This is a genomic window from Euzebyales bacterium (assembly GCA_035461305.1).
Lineage (GTDB): Bacteria > Actinomycetota > Nitriliruptoria > Euzebyales > JAHELV01 > JAHELV01.
This window is the reverse complement of the sequence record DATHVN010000072.1, coordinates 1-13,691: the sequence shown is the minus strand read 5'-3', so window position 1 is coordinate 13,691 and position 13,691 is coordinate 1. Positions and strand designations below refer to the sequence as shown.

Genomic DNA, 13,691 nt, shown 5'->3' with positions numbered 1-13,691 from the left:
CACCAGTCGGGTACGGGTCGCCGCGTTCGAGTCCGCGCTGAGCGTCTGGGCGCCGCCTGCGGCGGCGACCCTGCGGCAACGGGAGCCCGATCTTGACCTGCGTCTGACCGACGCGCACCCCACCGTGGCGTTGCAGTGGCTGCGCGCTGGCACGATCGATGTCGCGATCGTGTTCCGCTACGACGACACCACTCCCGACGACGACGTCACCTACGACCACATCGCCGACGACCCGATGTACCTGCTCAGCCTGCGACATGGCGCGACGCTCACCGACCACCGCGACGCGACCTGGATCGCCGGCTGCAAGAACTGTCGACGGGACTTCGTCGACGCCTGCGAGGCTGCCGGGTTCACACCGAACATCAGCTACACCAGCGACGACATCATCGTCAGCCAAGCGCTCGTGGCCGCGGGGCTCGGCGTCACAACAACACCCGGCATGGCCCTGCGCTCCCACCACGCCACCGGCGTCCAGGCCACCGCGTTGGAGCGCTGGCATCGCCGTGTCTACATCGCGACGTTCGGCGAACCACCGCTGCCAGCGGCAACGTCCGCGTTCATCGCCGCCCTGCGCGGAGTCATCACCCACGACGATGGCATCGGCCCCCGCGACGGTCGCGGCGTCAGCGCGGGGAGTGTCAGTTCCGCAGTCCCCCACTGATGCTCCGCAGGAGGACCGGGCGGCAGCACTCTAGTGCAAGTCTGTGCCTGGACTGGGTGCTCGAAATGCTGGTCGGTGTTGGAGCGCTCCTTGCAGGCTGAACTCGTCGGTACTCGACTGTGCAAGGTGACTACGAGTCCGTGCTAGGTAGCTCGTCGTCGCTCGGCGTGATCCGTGATCCTGTCAGCTGTCCGTGCTCTGGCTGGAGGCCTTTCGGACTCGCCGTGGTAGGCGATGGCCGGCGCTCGGGGTCCATCGCAGGTCACGGAGCACGGTCGGCTACCCTTGGAGCATGGCCACGTTGGCGATCGACGACGAGCTGTACGCTGAGGCGCAACGCCGCGCGGCAGCAGACAAGGCGACGGACACCGCCGTCGTCGAGGCGGCGCTGCGCAGCTACCTCGGCGCCGGAGGCCTGACCGACCGCATCCACGAGCGCAACCGTGAGGTCTCGAGCGAGGATGTCCTCGCCTTGGTGTACGAGGAGCTGGAGTCCTACTGTGTAGAGCGTGACGCCAGCTAGCGTCGTGACACCGCGACGTGTCGCAGCCGCCGCGGCGTCACGCTTGATGTCGCCGTGCTCATCTCCGCGATCACTACAGCACTCGCCTCGATGGTCAACTCATTACTGCGATCCGTGAGGAGCGCGCACCCGGGGCGAAATCTGATCGGCCTCCGCTCGGATCGTCGTGAGCGCCGACTCGGTCATGTGCCGTGGCCGGCTGCACCGAACGACGCTGGCGCGGGCACACGAACCGGTATGGGTCGAGTGCATACAACTGGCCCACCCTCCGCAAGGTCCGTGCAAGGCCGATCGGCACGACGAAGCCGCCGCGTGCACCTCGCGGCACGCCAGGGCGGTCCGAACCTCGCCGTCGAGTCGCGACGTCGCCGCAGTATGCACACGATGCATACGCCTGGTGTCGCGAGTGCAAGTGCCGCGCCAGGTCCGTCCGATATCCGTCCCCCGTTCTGGTGCTACCGAGAACCAGATTCCGCGAGCACTCGGAGGGGGATGCGATGGGCTCGACACGTACCGCCGCCGCGACGGGGGCACTCGCATGACCGCTCGGTTCCACAGGAGCCAGGTTCGGGGCGGGCGAGCGGCCGCGACAGGCGTGGTTCCGTCAACGCTCGAAGCCGTCGTCATACAGCTGCGGGCCGCGCTTGCCATCGCGGAGGCCGCGTTGAACCAGGGCGCCGCCGAGCAGCCGACGGTCTACACCGTCGCCGACGTCGCGCGCATCGTCGGCTGCAGCGAGGAGACCGTCCGCCGGCGCATCCACGCCGGACAGCTGGACGCCGTGACGAGCGGCGCCCGCTGGCTCGTCAGCGCCGCGGCGCTCGACCGCTATCTGTCGGGCGACAGCTCGTCGAGCACCTCGGCGGCGTGAGCGCGTGCGTCGTCAGCCATGTGCCCGTAGAGATCGCTCGTCAGCCGCTGGGTCTTGTGGCGCAGCACGTACTGCACGTCGGTGAGGCTCTTTCCCGCTGCGAGCAGCGCACTCGCCGTCTGGTGGCGGATGCCGTGCGGCGTGACGCGCGGCACACCCGCCTGCGCGCACAGCTTGGTCAGCGGCGTGCCGATCGATGTGCCGCGCAGTGGGATGCCGGCTCGCGCCGTGAACAGCAGTCCGTGCTCCTGCCAGCCGTCCCACGCCGCCCACGCGGCACGTACCTCCAGGTGCCGGGTAACGGCGCTGACAGCGAAGTCCGGCAGCGCGAGCCACACATCGTCCTCGCCCTTGGTCGTCTTGATGACCCACCGCCCGCCCCTGCGCCAGCTCAGGTTGCGGTGCACCCGCGCCCGAGCACGGGACAGGTCGACATCGTCGACGTGCAGCGCGAGCGCCTCTGACGGCCGCAGACCGGTGCCGAGCTGGACGAGCCACAGGTTCCCGTGGAGCTGCGGCATCTCGGTCGAAGCGGCGATGAACGCAGCCGCCTGCGAACGGGTCCACGGAGTGACCCGCTTCGCAACAACACGCGGGCCCTCCACGCCGCGGGCGGGATTCCGCCCGATTAGGTCGCGCTTCACCGCCACGCTGAGCGCGACCGACAGCGTGCGCAGCGCCTTCTGCCGCCCGCGAGCACCGAGACCGTCGTCGTCGAGCTCGTCGAGCCAGCCCTCGAGCACGGTGGCCGTCAGGTCGGTCAGGCCGACAGCACCGATGCGCGGCGTGATGTGCAGCCGCACGGACGACTCGTAGCCGTCCATCGTCTCCTCAGCGAGGCGGCCATTCGCGACGCGGCGCGGAAGGTACTCGGTCGTCCACCAGGAGAGGAAGTCACCGAGCTTCTCGTCCGACGTCCAGCCAGCCATCTTCTTGGCGCGCTTCGCGACAGCTTCCTCGACCGTCGGCGCGGTGACCGCGCGCCGCCTACCGCTCGCGTCGTACCAGGGCGCGCCCCACCGCGGGCCGCCATCGATCGGGTAGAGCTTCGCCACTCTCACATGTGGAGGGTATGACTGCTACAAGAACTGCTACACGGTTATCCACAGGCGACGTGCTGCGGAGCGCATTTCCGCTGGTCAGCGTGAGAGGCCGGGGCGGGAATCGAACCCGCGAATAAGGGCTTTGCAGGCCCCTGCCTTACCACTTGGCTACCCGGCCGGAACGCGCCACAGTGTACGCGCGGGCCGCGTGGCGGCCAGGACCTACGTCCGCTGGCTGCCGGCCACGCGCCCTTGTCCACGGCATCCAGGAGCACGGGCGTCCTGGCAGCCACACCCGAACCCGGTGTAGCTGACCGCACACGTCAGCGCGACCTCGGCGCCACGTCGGCGTCAGTCGCGCGCGGTGTCCCCGGACGCGGACGCGCGGGCGCGGCGGAACGACTCAACGGTCAACGCGACCCAGGCCACGACGCCGAGCACGCGCACGAGCTTGGGCAGGCTGCGCCCCTTGAGCGGGTCGATGGCCGCGAACCGTCCGACCCGCGTGATCGAGTCGGCCAGATGCTGATCGGGCCGCAGCCGAGGCGCGCGCTGGGAGTGCGGGCGCGCGCCAGCCGGCCGAGGGGTGGGGATCTGCGGGTGAGGGCCAGCGCCAGCAAGCCGGTCGGTGGGGATCTGCGGGTGAGGGTGAGCGCCAGCCCACCGAGGGGTGGGGGTCTCCGCGGTCACATGCGCTCGATCATCGCGTCAGCGAACTCGCTTGTCCTGAGCAGCGTCGCGCCCTCCATCTGGCGCTCGAAGTCGTAGGTGACCAGTTTCTGGGAAATCGTGTCCTCCATCGACGACACGATCGTCTCAGCGGCCTCGGACCAGCCCATCCGGCGCAGCATCGAGACACCCGACAGGATGAGCGAACCGGGGTTTACCTTGTCCTGGCCGGCGTACTTGGGCGCCGTGCCGTGGGTGGCCTCGAACACCGACACGCCGGTCTCGTAGTTGATGTTGCCGCCGGGCGCGATGCCGATGCCGCCGACCTGCGCCGCGAGCGCGTCGGAGATGTAGTCACCGTTGAGGTTCATGGTGGCGATCACGTCGTACTCGTCGGGGCGGGTGAGGATCTGCTGCAGCATGGCGTCGGCGATCACGTCCTCGACCAGCAGCTTGTCGCCCGGGTCGCCGCCGCTGTCCTCCCAGCTCACCGCGACGTCGGAGAACTCGTCGCGCACCAGCTCGTAGCCCCAGGACCGGAAGGCACCCTCCGTGAACTTCATGATGTTGCCCTTGTGGACCAGGGTCACCTTCCGCCGGTCGTTCTCGAGGGCGAAGTTGATCGCGGCGCGGATCAGGCGCTTCGAGCCCGTCTCGCTGATCGGCTTGATACCGATGCCCGAGTCCTCCCGGATCTCCCAGCCGTAGGAGTCGGCGAAGAACTTCAGCGCCTGGCGTGCCTCGTCGGTGCCCGCCTGCAGCTCCTTGCCGGCGTAGACGTCCTCGGTGTTCTCGCGGAAGATCACCATGTCGATCTTCTCGGGGTGCTTGACCGGGCTGGGCACCCCCGCGTACCAGCGCACCGGACGGAGGCAGACATACAGGTCGAGGATCTGGCGGATCGCGACGTTCAGGCTCCTGAAGCCCTCGCCCACCGGTGTCGTCAGCGGGCCCTTGATGCCGATCAGGTGCTCGCGGAACGACTCGATCGTCGCCTTGGGCAGCCACTCACCGACCTGGTCGTTGGCCTTCTGACCGGCCAGCACCTCGGTCCACTCGATCTGGCGGTCGCCACCGTAGGCCTTCTCGACGGCCGCGTCGAAGACCCGCACGGACGCGGCCCAGATGTCCGGGCCGGTCCCGTCGCCCTCGACGAAGGGGATGATCGGCTCGTCGGGTACCAGCAGTCCCTCGTCGGTCTTCTCGATCTTCTCAGCCACCGGTGCGCTCCTGTGTTGACAGCCACTCTCGACATCTGACCCGCGTAGTCTTGTGTCCGGCGGAGCCGGTCCACCGCGCGGTTGCGGAACCAGGCTCCGCAAACATATCGGGCCGGGGCCCGTCCCGGATGCCCCTACCCGTCGGAAGGAGCTTGCATGTCGGCCGCGTCGCCGCACGGCGCGCTGACCGTCGATCGCCCCGCCGCGACCGCCGTGACGGCGGGCACGTCGTCGGCGACCTGGTTCCAGCGTCTGGTGTGGCTGGTGCTGCTCGGCGAGCTCGCCTGGGCGCTGTCGGGCGTCACGCTGGCGATGCTCGGCGCCTTCGCACTCGCGCCGGTGGTTGTGCTGACCGCGCTGGTCACCGCCGGCCTGTGGTGGGCGACCCGCGGCGCACGGAAGAAGGTCACGCGCCCCGACCATCCTGCGACGTCGTGGATCCGGGTCACCGCGGTGGCGGTCGCACTGGCCGCGACGGTCGTCAATGGCGCACTGCCCGGCGAGCACATGCAGACGGGACGGGACGGCGGCACGTACACCGCGACCGCCGGCTGGATCGCCTCCGATGGAGGGCTGGTCATCAACGCCGCCCGCCCCCCGTTCGACGACACGGACGGCCTGGGTTACTTCGCCGCCGGGTTCCACGAGATCGTGCCTGATGGCCCGCTGTATGCCCAGTTCATGCACGCCTTCCCGGCGATGATGGCCTCGGTCGACCTCGCCGGCGGCCTCGATCTGATGATCAGGACCAACGCACTGCTCGGCGGGCTGGCCCTGCTGGCCCTGTACGCCTTCGCCGAACGGCTGATGCGTCCATGGCTCGCGCTCGTCGCCCAGGTCGGGCTGGCGGGCACCCTGGTGTTCGTCTACTTCACGCGCGCCCCGTTCTCGGAGCTGCTGATGCTCGGCATGCTGTTCGCCGGGCTGTGGGCGCTCGACCAGGCCGTCGTACTGCGTGACCGCACGACCGGGTTCGTCGCCGGGCTCCTCCTCGGTGGGACCTTCCTCGCCCGCCTCGACGGCCTGGTGGTGCTGCTGATGCTCACGCTGGCGCTTCTGCCACCGCTCGTGACCGGTCGGCTGCGTCGCGTCGCGCCGGCGGCGCTGACCGGCATCGCCACGACCAGCGCCATCGCCACGGTCGACCTCTTCGTCTTCGCTCCGTTCTACGTCGGGCTGCACGTCGAGTTCCTGGTGCCGCTGGCCCTGGCGTTCATCGCGGTCGGTGGCATCGCCGCGATGGCACGCACGAACGCGGGACGCTCCGCCGTCGCCGCGATCCTACGGCACCGCCAGCGGTTCGCCGTCGGCCTCGGTCTGCTGATCGTCGTGGCGGGCGTGTTCGCTTACGCCGTCCGCCCCGTCGTGCAGGTCGACACGTGGGACCGCACCCTGCCGATCGGCTTCCTCCAGCAGCGTGAGGGTCAGGCGGTCGACGAGAGCCGGACCTACGCCGAGCAGTCCATGCGCTGGCTGGGCTGGTACCTCGGCCTGCCCGCGCTGGCTGCGGGTGTGGCGGGCTGGGCGCTAATGACCCGGGAGACCGTCGCCCGCCGCATCGGTCGCCTCATGCCGTTCCTGCTGGCCCTCAGCGGCCTGACGACGCTCTACCTGTGGCAGCCGTCGATCACACCCGACCACATCTGGGCGGACCGCCGGTTCCTGCCCGTGGTCTTCCCCGGCCTGCTGGTGTGCGCGGCGTGGCTGATCGACCGCTGCTGGACACGCGTCCCGAGCGGCCCGTGGCGGTTGCCCGGCCACATCGCCCTCGGAGTGCTCGCGGGACTGTGCCTGCTGATGCCACTGCGCACGACCTGGCCGGTCGCCGACCTCAACGAGGAGGCCGGCTTCGCCGCACAGGTCGAGGCGGCGTGTCACCGCCTCGGCACCGATGCCGCGCTCCTGTTGCTGGACGAGGCCGGGGGCGCGATGCACTATCGCATGACCCAGCCGCTGCGGGCCCACTGCGACGTGCCGGCGGCGTGGGCGGACGAGACCGTCAGCAACGACCGCCTGGAGGCCCTGGCCGCCCGGTCGGGCGACCGCACCCTGTACCTGCTGGCCGAGCGCCCGGACGCGTTCGACGGGCGGCCGACCGGCGAGCCGTTCACCTTGCTCACGCACCGCAGCACGCGGCTGGCGCCCACATTGAACGTGCCGCCACAGGAGCTGGAAGGCTATGGTCTGGATGTGCTCGCGGCTCCGGTGACGCCGGCGAGCTGACGCGGACCGGTCCGCGGGAGGGGTGGCACCGGGCCGCCCCCGCACACGAGGTGGTGGAACGCAGCGTCATGGGATCAGCGACGACCGACTCCGCGCCACGCCCGGCCGATACGGGCAAGCGCCACGCGGCGAGGACGCGGGAGCGTGCCCGCGCACTGGTGACGCTGTCCCGGCCGCGCCAGTGGCTCAAGAACGTGCTGGTGCTCGCTGCACCGGTCGCGGCCGGTCGCATCTTTGAACCGGCCACATTGTCACCGGCGTTGCTGGCGCTCGCGGCCTTCACCGTCGTGGCGTCGGGCGTCTACTGGATCAACGACGCGCTGGACGCACCGACCGACCGCCTGCACCCGACCAAGCGCCATCGCCCGATCGCATCCGGTCAGATGCCGAAGGCGGCGGCCCTGTACGGCGGGCTCGCGCTCGAGCTGGGCGCGCTGCTCCTCGCGTGGGTCACCGTGGGCCCCTCGCTCGCCGCCGTGCTGTGCACCTACGCCGTGCTGCAGCTCACCTACAGCGCGTGGCTCAAGCGGGTCCCTGTCGCCGAGCTGATGGTCGTGGCATCCGGGTTCGTGATCCGGGCGCTGGCCGGTGGCGTCGCGACCGACATCGCGCTGACCGAGTGGTTCCTGATCGTCACCAGCTTCGGTGCGCTGTTCGTGGTCGCGGGCAAGCGCTACGCCGAGTCCATCGCGATGGGCGACCTGGCGGGCGAACACCGGGCGGTGCTCGAGCGCTACCCGCAGGCCTTCTTGCAGCAGGTGGTCGGCGTCTGCCTGGCGGTGACGCTGCTGGCCTACTGCCTATGGGCGTTCCGCACGTCGACGCTGATCGCCGGAGCGACGCCGAGCCTGTGGGTCGCGCTGTCGGTCGTACCGGTCACCCTGATCGCGCTGCGCTACCTGCTGCTGGTCGCCGCAGGTCGCACGGGCGAACCCGAGGAGCTGCTGCTGCGCGACCGCGTGACCGCGATCAGCGTCGTGGCGGCCGGGGTCATGGTGCTGCTGGGGTTGTACGGCTGATGACCCGGACCGCCCTGTCGGGGTGGGGACGTACGCGGACGAGCGCCGCACGCATCGTCCCCCCACCGGCTGCCGCCGACCCCGGGCCACCCGACGACCCTCGCGGCGTGCTCGCGCGGGGCATGGCGCGCAGCTACGGCGACGCCGCGCTCAACGCGGGGGGCGTGGTCGTCGACATGACCGTTCGCGGCCGGCTGCACAGCTTCGACGTCTCGACCGGCATCGTGCGGGTCGATGCAGGGATCACGCTCGACGAGGTGTTGCGTGCCATCGTGCCGCACGGCTGGTTCCTGCCAGTCACGCCTGGGACACGCATGGTCACCGTCGGCGGGGCGATCGCCGCGGACGTGCACGGCAAGAACCACCCCCACGCCGGCAGCTTCCGACGTCACCTGCGTGGCTTCACGCTCCTGCTCGCCGACGGGACCCGCCGCTGGGTGACACCCGACGATGCCGACGTCTTCGCTGCGACGCTCGGCGGCATGGGCCTGACCGGCATCGTGCTCGATGCCGAGCTGGAGCTCCGCCGGATCACCTCGACCTGGATGGACGTCGTCACCCACACGACTCGTGACCTCGACGACACGGTCGCCGCCCTCGATGCGTCGACCGGCCCGTACCGGATCGCGACCCTCGACCTGTCCCGTGCCGGCGCACGGATGGGCCGCGCGATCGTCGAGACCGGTGACCACGCAGCTGCCGATGTTCTCGGCGGCAGGCCGGCCGGGCTCGCGGACTACGACCCGGGCCGCCCGCTCGCGGTCCCCGAGGTCGTGCCGTCGGGCCTGCTCAACCGTCTGTCGGCCCGCGCGCTGAGCGAGGTGTCGTTCGCCCGCGCACCGAGACGGCCTCGGCGGCACCTGGTGAACATGACCACCTTCTTCCACCCCCTGGACGCCGTCGACCGGTGGAACCGCATGTACGGGCCCCGCGGGTTCGTGCAGTACCAGTTCGCGGTCCCGGCAGGGCGCGAGCACACCCTGCGCCGCATCGCCGAGCGTGTGTGCTCGGCGCGCTGTCCGACCTTCATCGTGGTCCTCAAGCGGCTCGGACCCGGCGCAGGCATGCTGTCGTTCCCGCTGGAAGGCTGGACGCTCGCGGCCGACATCCCCGCCGGCGTGCCCGGGCTCGGGCGGCTGCTCGAGGAGTGCGACGATCTGGTCTGCGAGGCCGGCGGTCGGGTGTACCTGGCGAAGGATGGCCGGCTGCGTGGCGCGCGCATGCCGCTGATGTATCCCGAGCTCGACCGGTGGCGGCGGGTGCGCGACGAGCTCGACCCGCTCGGTAGGTGGCGTTCGGACCTTGGACGCAGATTGGGGTTGTGCTCATCATGAACGACGCGCTCGGAGTGCCGGGCACGGTCGTGCTGTTCGGCGGTACCTCCGACATCGGCCTGGCGATCGCCGGCCGGCTGGTCGCCGCCGGCGCGCACACGGTCGTCCTCGCCGGACGTGACGACGCCACGCTGCACGCGGCGGCCGAACGGCTGGGCGTGGGCGCCAAGGTCCACACGGTCGCCTACGACGCGGTCCGGACCACCGACCACACGGCCGTCGTCGACGAGATCGCCGGCCGCGTCGGCGACCTCGATCTCGTGATCTGCGCCGTCGGCGTGCTCGGCGACCACGACGCCATGGTCGCCGACCCGCACCTGGCCGCCGAGACGATGCACAGCACGTACATCGGTCCCGCCGCTACCCTCCTCGCGGTCGCCACCCGGCTGCGCCGACAGGGCCACGGGCGCATCGTCGTGCTGTCATCGGTGGCCGGGGAGCGGGTGCGTGCCTCGAACTTCGTCTACGGCTCGGCCAAGGCAGGGCTCGACGGCTTCGCGCAGGGTCTCGGCGACGCCCTGGTTGGCACCGGCGTCGACGTGCTGATCGTGCGCCCCGGGTTCGTGCGGACCCGCATGACCGCCCACCTCGACGACGGCCCCTTCGCGACGACGGCCGAGCAGGTCGCCGCCGCGACGGTCCGTGCGCTCGAGCGCGGCGACGAGGAGGTCTGGGCGCCGGGCGTCGTGCGCTGGGTCATGGCTGTCCTGCGGCACCTGCCCCGGTCACTGTTCCGGCGGCTGTCGGCCTGACGTCGATGGATGGTCGTCGGACGGCGGTCGCCGCCGCGATCGCGGTCGCCACCCTGGCGGTGGTGCTGCACGCGCTCGAGATCGCCAGCCTGCGGCGTGTCTCCCACGACGACACGATCAGCTTCCTGGCGGCGACAGGCCATCAGGGCGAGTTCCAGGACATCGTCGACAACGGCGAGCCACCGGTCGCGCTATGGGTGCCGGCGTCGCGCTGGCAGGCGCTGACGAGGATCGACGAGCCCCTGCCACTGCTCACGATCGCGCGAGACCTCGGCCACCACGACATCCACCCGCCGGTGTACTTCTGGCTGCTGCACGTGTGGGCGCTGGCGGTCGGCGTGCACCTGTGGACCGGGCCCGCGCTCAACCTGGTGCTGCACGCGCTGACGGCGGCGGTCCTGTGGCGTCTCGCCCGCCGGCTGCTGGGGTCGCCGTGGGCAGCGTGGGCGGTCACCGGCATCTGGGCGACGCTGCCCGCCGTGGTCGAGACGGCCAGCTCGTCGCGGCAGTACAGCCTGGCAGCGCTGCTCAGCGTGCTGATGGCCTCGGCGTTCCTGCGCACCCGGGCATGCCCGGCCGTACGGTCGCTCGTCGCCCTGGGCACGTGGACCGCGCTGGGCATGCTGACGCTGTACACGTTCGGATTCGGCGTGGCCGGCCTGGGCCTGGTCTGCCTGGCCGATCTGCTGCGGCCGGCGCGACGCCGTGCGGCGCTGCTGCAACTGGCCGCCTTCGCGACCGCCGGCGTCGTGTTCCTGGCGGGACAGCCATGGCTGCGCGAGGTGCTCGCCAGGCAGGGGGACCAGGCGGAGCCGTTCACAGTACCGCGGATGCTGCTACGCATCCGCCTCCTGCGCGACGGCCTACCGACGTTCGCGGTCGCCGACGTCCCGGTGACCGCCGGCGTGATGCTGTTGGTGGCCACGGCGGCCGTCGCGGTGCTCGCCTGGCGCGCACGGCCACAGGCACGGCCCCTGATCTGGCTCGCGGTCTGGATGCCGGCCGCGATGGTCGTGGCATTCCTCGCGGCCGTCAGCCCGGGGGCCGCATGGCAGGCCCGCTACTTCAGCATCGCGCTGCCGTTCGTCGCGTTCCTGCCGGTCGCCGCGTGGCCGTACCTGCGGGTCCGACCCGTCGCCGTCGTCGCGGTCGCGACATTCTGCGCAGCGGCGGTCGTCAACGTCGCGGCGTTCGCACGCGTGGCGCAGACCCCTCCGGCCGCCACGCTCGACGGGCCACAGCCGGCCGTGCTCGACAACCTCGCCCGCGGCGTGCTGCTGCGGATCCTGTGGGACGCGCCTCCCGACCTGCCGGTCTTCGCGGCCGACCAGCAGACGCTGCTCACCACCACTCACCGCTGGCTGCGCTGCGACCCCTCACTGCCCTGCCATGCGCGGCCCGTCGTGCTCGCCACGCAGGTCCAGTACGACGCCACCGAGGCCGGACAGGACGCCCTGCTCGACGCGGCGCGCGAGGTCCGGCGGGTGTCGCCTGCGCCGGCGATCGACACGATCGCTCAGCGCTACCGGCTCTCGGCGCCGACCGCCGTGGCGTCGGACACCGCGTCGTCGGTGCGCGCCCGCGGTTCCACCCAGTCGGGTGCCGGGTCCCGGACGGCCAGGATCACGACGGCGACCAGCACCACGGCGCGGAGCACCGCCGCGACCGCGAGCGCGCTGTAGGGCGCCGCCGGCGAGTAGCCGGCCCGCCAGCCCAGGTACCAGAACTCCGTCAGGTAGACCAGCCCGTCGGTTGCGAAGAACGCCGCCAGCGGCCACGACCGCCGCGAGGTGAGCACCAACAGGGGCACGAGCCACAGGTCGAACTGCGGCGAGTAGACCTTGGTGGTCAGCAGGAACCACGCGACCAGCGGTGTCAGCAGGACCCACTCCCGCCCCGCGTGTCGGCGCCAGGCGAGGACCATGATCACGACTGCACCGACGATGAAGAGCAGCATCCCGCCGAGGTTGCGCTGCGCGAGGGTCGTCGACAGCAGCCCCAGCTCGTCGACGACCGTCCACGAGGCCGCGTACGTGCCGAGCCGCTGCTGCGAGAACGTGTAGAACTCCACCCAGCGCGACGGGACCGCCAGCGCGACCGGGCCGTTGACCACCAGCCACGCGGCCGCGGCGCCAGCCAGGAGACGCCCTGCGTCACCTAGCGTGCCGCGCCGCACGTACGTCAGCACCAGCACGGGGACCAGCAGCGCGGGGAACAGCTTGGCCGCCGTGCCGAGGCCGGCCGCCACACCGGCGGTCAGCGGCCGGCCGCGAAGGTGCTCGGCGATCGCCAGGATGACCAGGAACATCGCCAGCAGGTCCCAGTTGTGGCCGACGTACAGCACGAGCGCCGGTGCGAGCGCCCACCACCACAGTCGACGCGGCGGCACGCCCATGCGGTGCAGGAGCACGAGGATCCCCACGGCGAGCAGGCCGTTGACCAGCGTCACCATGACCAGGAACAGCCGCGCACCTGACGAGCCGGCGGCGGCGCGGCTCACGGCACCTTCGAACCAGATCTGCGCCCCGGTCAGCACCGGGTACTCGAGCGCGGCGTCGAAGTAGGGCACCGCTCCGCTGGCGACATCCCGCTCGGTCCAGAAGGGCACGACGTCGGTGTAGCACCCGGTCGTGTACTGCTCGCCGCCGCTCCAGGCACCGTCGAGGTAGCAGTGCGCCTTGAACAGCCACCCCGCGACGAGCACGAGCACGGCGGCGGCGAGCATGCCCGCCGGCAGGCCGACCCGGTGACCCTGCCGGTCATCCCTTGCGGGTTCCATGCGCCTACGCCTCCCGTCCGTCGACGTACGTCACGCGCGTCTCCCGGGGAAACGCGTTACGCTGCGCACGACGGGACATGACCACATCCTCCATCGATCATCTGCCGACCGCCCGCTACCGGCCGTCCCACGACGACCGGTATTGGTCGGCTGTCCTGCGGGCGACGCTGGCCGAGCTCGACGACCGAGGGTACGCCGCCGCGTCACCGCGGACCATCGCGGCCCGCGCCGACGTGCCGCTCGAGACCGTCTTCACGCGCTGGCGGTCGAAGCAGCATCTCGTGCACGACGCGATCATCATGCTCGCCGGGGACCAGCCGACCCCCGAGACCGGTGAGGTCCGCACCGACCTGCTGCACGTGGTCGAGGCGCTCGTTGCGCTGCTGTCGCATCCGGGCACTGTCGAGGTCCTCCGGACGATGCTCGTGACGGCCGGCGACGACCCGGCGGCGGGCGTCGCCCTGCGCATCGGCTTGCTCGGTGAGCGCCGGGCGGTCGTGCGCCGGATCATCGAGCGTGGACAGCGCCGTCAGCAGTTCCCCTCCGCGGTCCATCCGGGCATCGTCGCCGATGCCGTCATCGGCGCAATCGTCT

General features: G+C 71.1%; 12 protein-coding genes, 1 tRNA gene and 1 pseudogene. 9 read left to right on the top strand and 5 right to left on the bottom strand.

Annotated features, from left to right (window positions below; all coding sequences use genetic code 11):
- The 3 genes from VK923_06665 to VK923_06655 all read left to right on the top strand — a co-directional run.
- A partial coding sequence (locus tag VK923_06665; GenBank protein ID HSJ44344.1) for a LysR substrate-binding domain-containing protein occupies window positions 1–664 on the top strand: 664 nt, incomplete at its 5' end.
- Window positions 665–956: 292 nt separating this feature from the next.
- Window positions 957–1,187 carry a type II toxin-antitoxin system VapB family antitoxin gene (locus VK923_06660; GenBank protein HSJ44343.1) on the top strand — a complete coding sequence of 77 codons (231 nt, stop codon included), beginning with the start codon at window positions 957–959 and terminating at the stop codon, window positions 1,185–1,187.
- A gap of 595 nt (window positions 1,188–1,782) precedes the next feature.
- Window positions 1,783–2,058 (top strand): helix-turn-helix domain-containing protein, encoded by a 276-nt coding sequence (locus tag VK923_06655; GenBank protein ID HSJ44342.1) that lies wholly within the window; start codon window positions 1,783–1,785, stop codon window positions 2,056–2,058.
- On the opposite strand, the gene VK923_06650 is transcribed toward VK923_06655, so the two are convergent.
- The 4 genes from VK923_06650 to icd form a co-directional block, all read right to left on the bottom strand.
- Window positions 2,016–3,113 carry a tyrosine-type recombinase/integrase gene (locus VK923_06650; GenBank protein ID HSJ44341.1) on the bottom strand — a complete coding sequence of 366 codons (1,098 nt, stop codon included), beginning with the start codon at window positions 3,111–3,113 and terminating at the stop codon, window positions 2,016–2,018. The genes VK923_06655 and VK923_06650 overlap by 43 nt on opposite strands.
- 94 nt (window positions 3,114–3,207) lie before the next feature.
- Window positions 3,208–3,279 (bottom strand) — tRNA-Cys (locus VK923_06645).
- Between the two features lie 173 nt (window positions 3,280–3,452).
- Window positions 3,453–3,791, bottom strand: coding sequence for a hypothetical protein (locus tag VK923_06640; protein ID HSJ44340.1), 339 nt, complete (start codon window positions 3,789–3,791; stop codon window positions 3,453–3,455).
- Window positions 3,788–4,990, bottom strand: coding sequence for an NADP-dependent isocitrate dehydrogenase (gene icd / locus VK923_06635; protein HSJ44339.1), 1,203 nt, complete (start codon window positions 4,988–4,990; stop codon window positions 3,788–3,790). The genes VK923_06640 and icd overlap by 4 nt, the downstream gene beginning before the upstream one ends.
- A 156-nt stretch (window positions 4,991–5,146) precedes the next feature.
- Between icd and VK923_06630 the strand changes: the two genes are divergently transcribed.
- The 5 genes and pseudogenes from VK923_06630 (at window position 5,147) to VK923_06610 (ending at window position 11,064) form a co-directional block, all read left to right on the top strand.
- Window positions 5,147–7,213, top strand: a complete 2,067-nt coding sequence (locus VK923_06630) for a hypothetical protein (protein HSJ44338.1) — start codon at window positions 5,147–5,149, stop codon at window positions 7,211–7,213.
- 68 nt (window positions 7,214–7,281) lie between these two features.
- Window positions 7,282–8,232 (top strand): decaprenyl-phosphate phosphoribosyltransferase, encoded by a 951-nt coding sequence (locus VK923_06625; GenBank protein HSJ44337.1) that lies wholly within the window; start codon window positions 7,282–7,284, stop codon window positions 8,230–8,232.
- Window positions 8,232–9,566: an FAD-binding oxidoreductase gene (locus tag VK923_06620; protein ID HSJ44336.1), complete on the top strand. Its 1,335-nt coding sequence runs from the start codon at window positions 8,232–8,234 to the stop codon at window positions 9,564–9,566. Before VK923_06625 ends, VK923_06620 begins: the two co-directional genes overlap by 1 nt.
- Window positions 9,563–10,318, top strand: coding sequence for a decaprenylphospho-beta-D-erythro-pentofuranosid-2-ulose 2-reductase (locus VK923_06615; protein HSJ44335.1), 756 nt, complete (start codon window positions 9,563–9,565; stop codon window positions 10,316–10,318). Before VK923_06620 ends, VK923_06615 begins: the two co-directional genes overlap by 4 nt.
- A gap of 5 nt (window positions 10,319–10,323) precedes the next feature.
- A pseudogene (locus VK923_06610) lies at window positions 10,324–11,064 on the top strand (glycosyltransferase family 39 protein).
- A gap of 776 nt (window positions 11,065–11,840) precedes the next feature.
- Here VK923_06610 and VK923_06605 read toward each other — a convergent pair.
- A complete protein-coding gene (locus VK923_06605; protein ID HSJ44334.1) occupies window positions 11,841–13,097 on the bottom strand; it encodes a glycosyltransferase 87 family protein in 1,257 nt (418 codons plus the stop codon).
- A 77-nt stretch (window positions 13,098–13,174) separates the two neighbouring features.
- On the opposite strand from VK923_06605, the gene VK923_06600 reads away from it, so the two are divergent.
- The coding region (locus VK923_06600) for a TetR/AcrR family transcriptional regulator (protein HSJ44333.1) at window positions 13,175–13,691 on the top strand (517 nt) is incomplete at its 3' end.

Bases quoted from the DNA above. Each gene is read 5' to 3' on its own strand.
- VK923_06660 (HSJ44343.1), top strand. From the start codon at position 957: ATGGCCACGTTGGCGATCGACGACGAGCTGTACGCTGAGGCGCAACGC.
- VK923_06630 (HSJ44338.1), top strand. From the start codon at position 5,147: ATGTCGGCCGCGTCGCCGCACGGCGCGCTGACCGTCGATCGCCCCGCC.
- VK923_06625 (HSJ44337.1), top strand. From the start codon at position 7,282: ATGGGATCAGCGACGACCGACTCCGCGCCACGCCCGGCCGATACGGGC.
- VK923_06620 (HSJ44336.1), top strand. From the start codon at position 8,232: ATGACCCGGACCGCCCTGTCGGGGTGGGGACGTACGCGGACGAGCGCC.
- VK923_06615 (HSJ44335.1), top strand. From the start codon at position 9,563: ATGAACGACGCGCTCGGAGTGCCGGGCACGGTCGTGCTGTTCGGCGGT.
- VK923_06605 (HSJ44334.1), bottom strand. From the start codon at position 13,097: ATGGAACCCGCAAGGGATGACCGGCAGGGTCACCGGGTCGGCCTGCCG.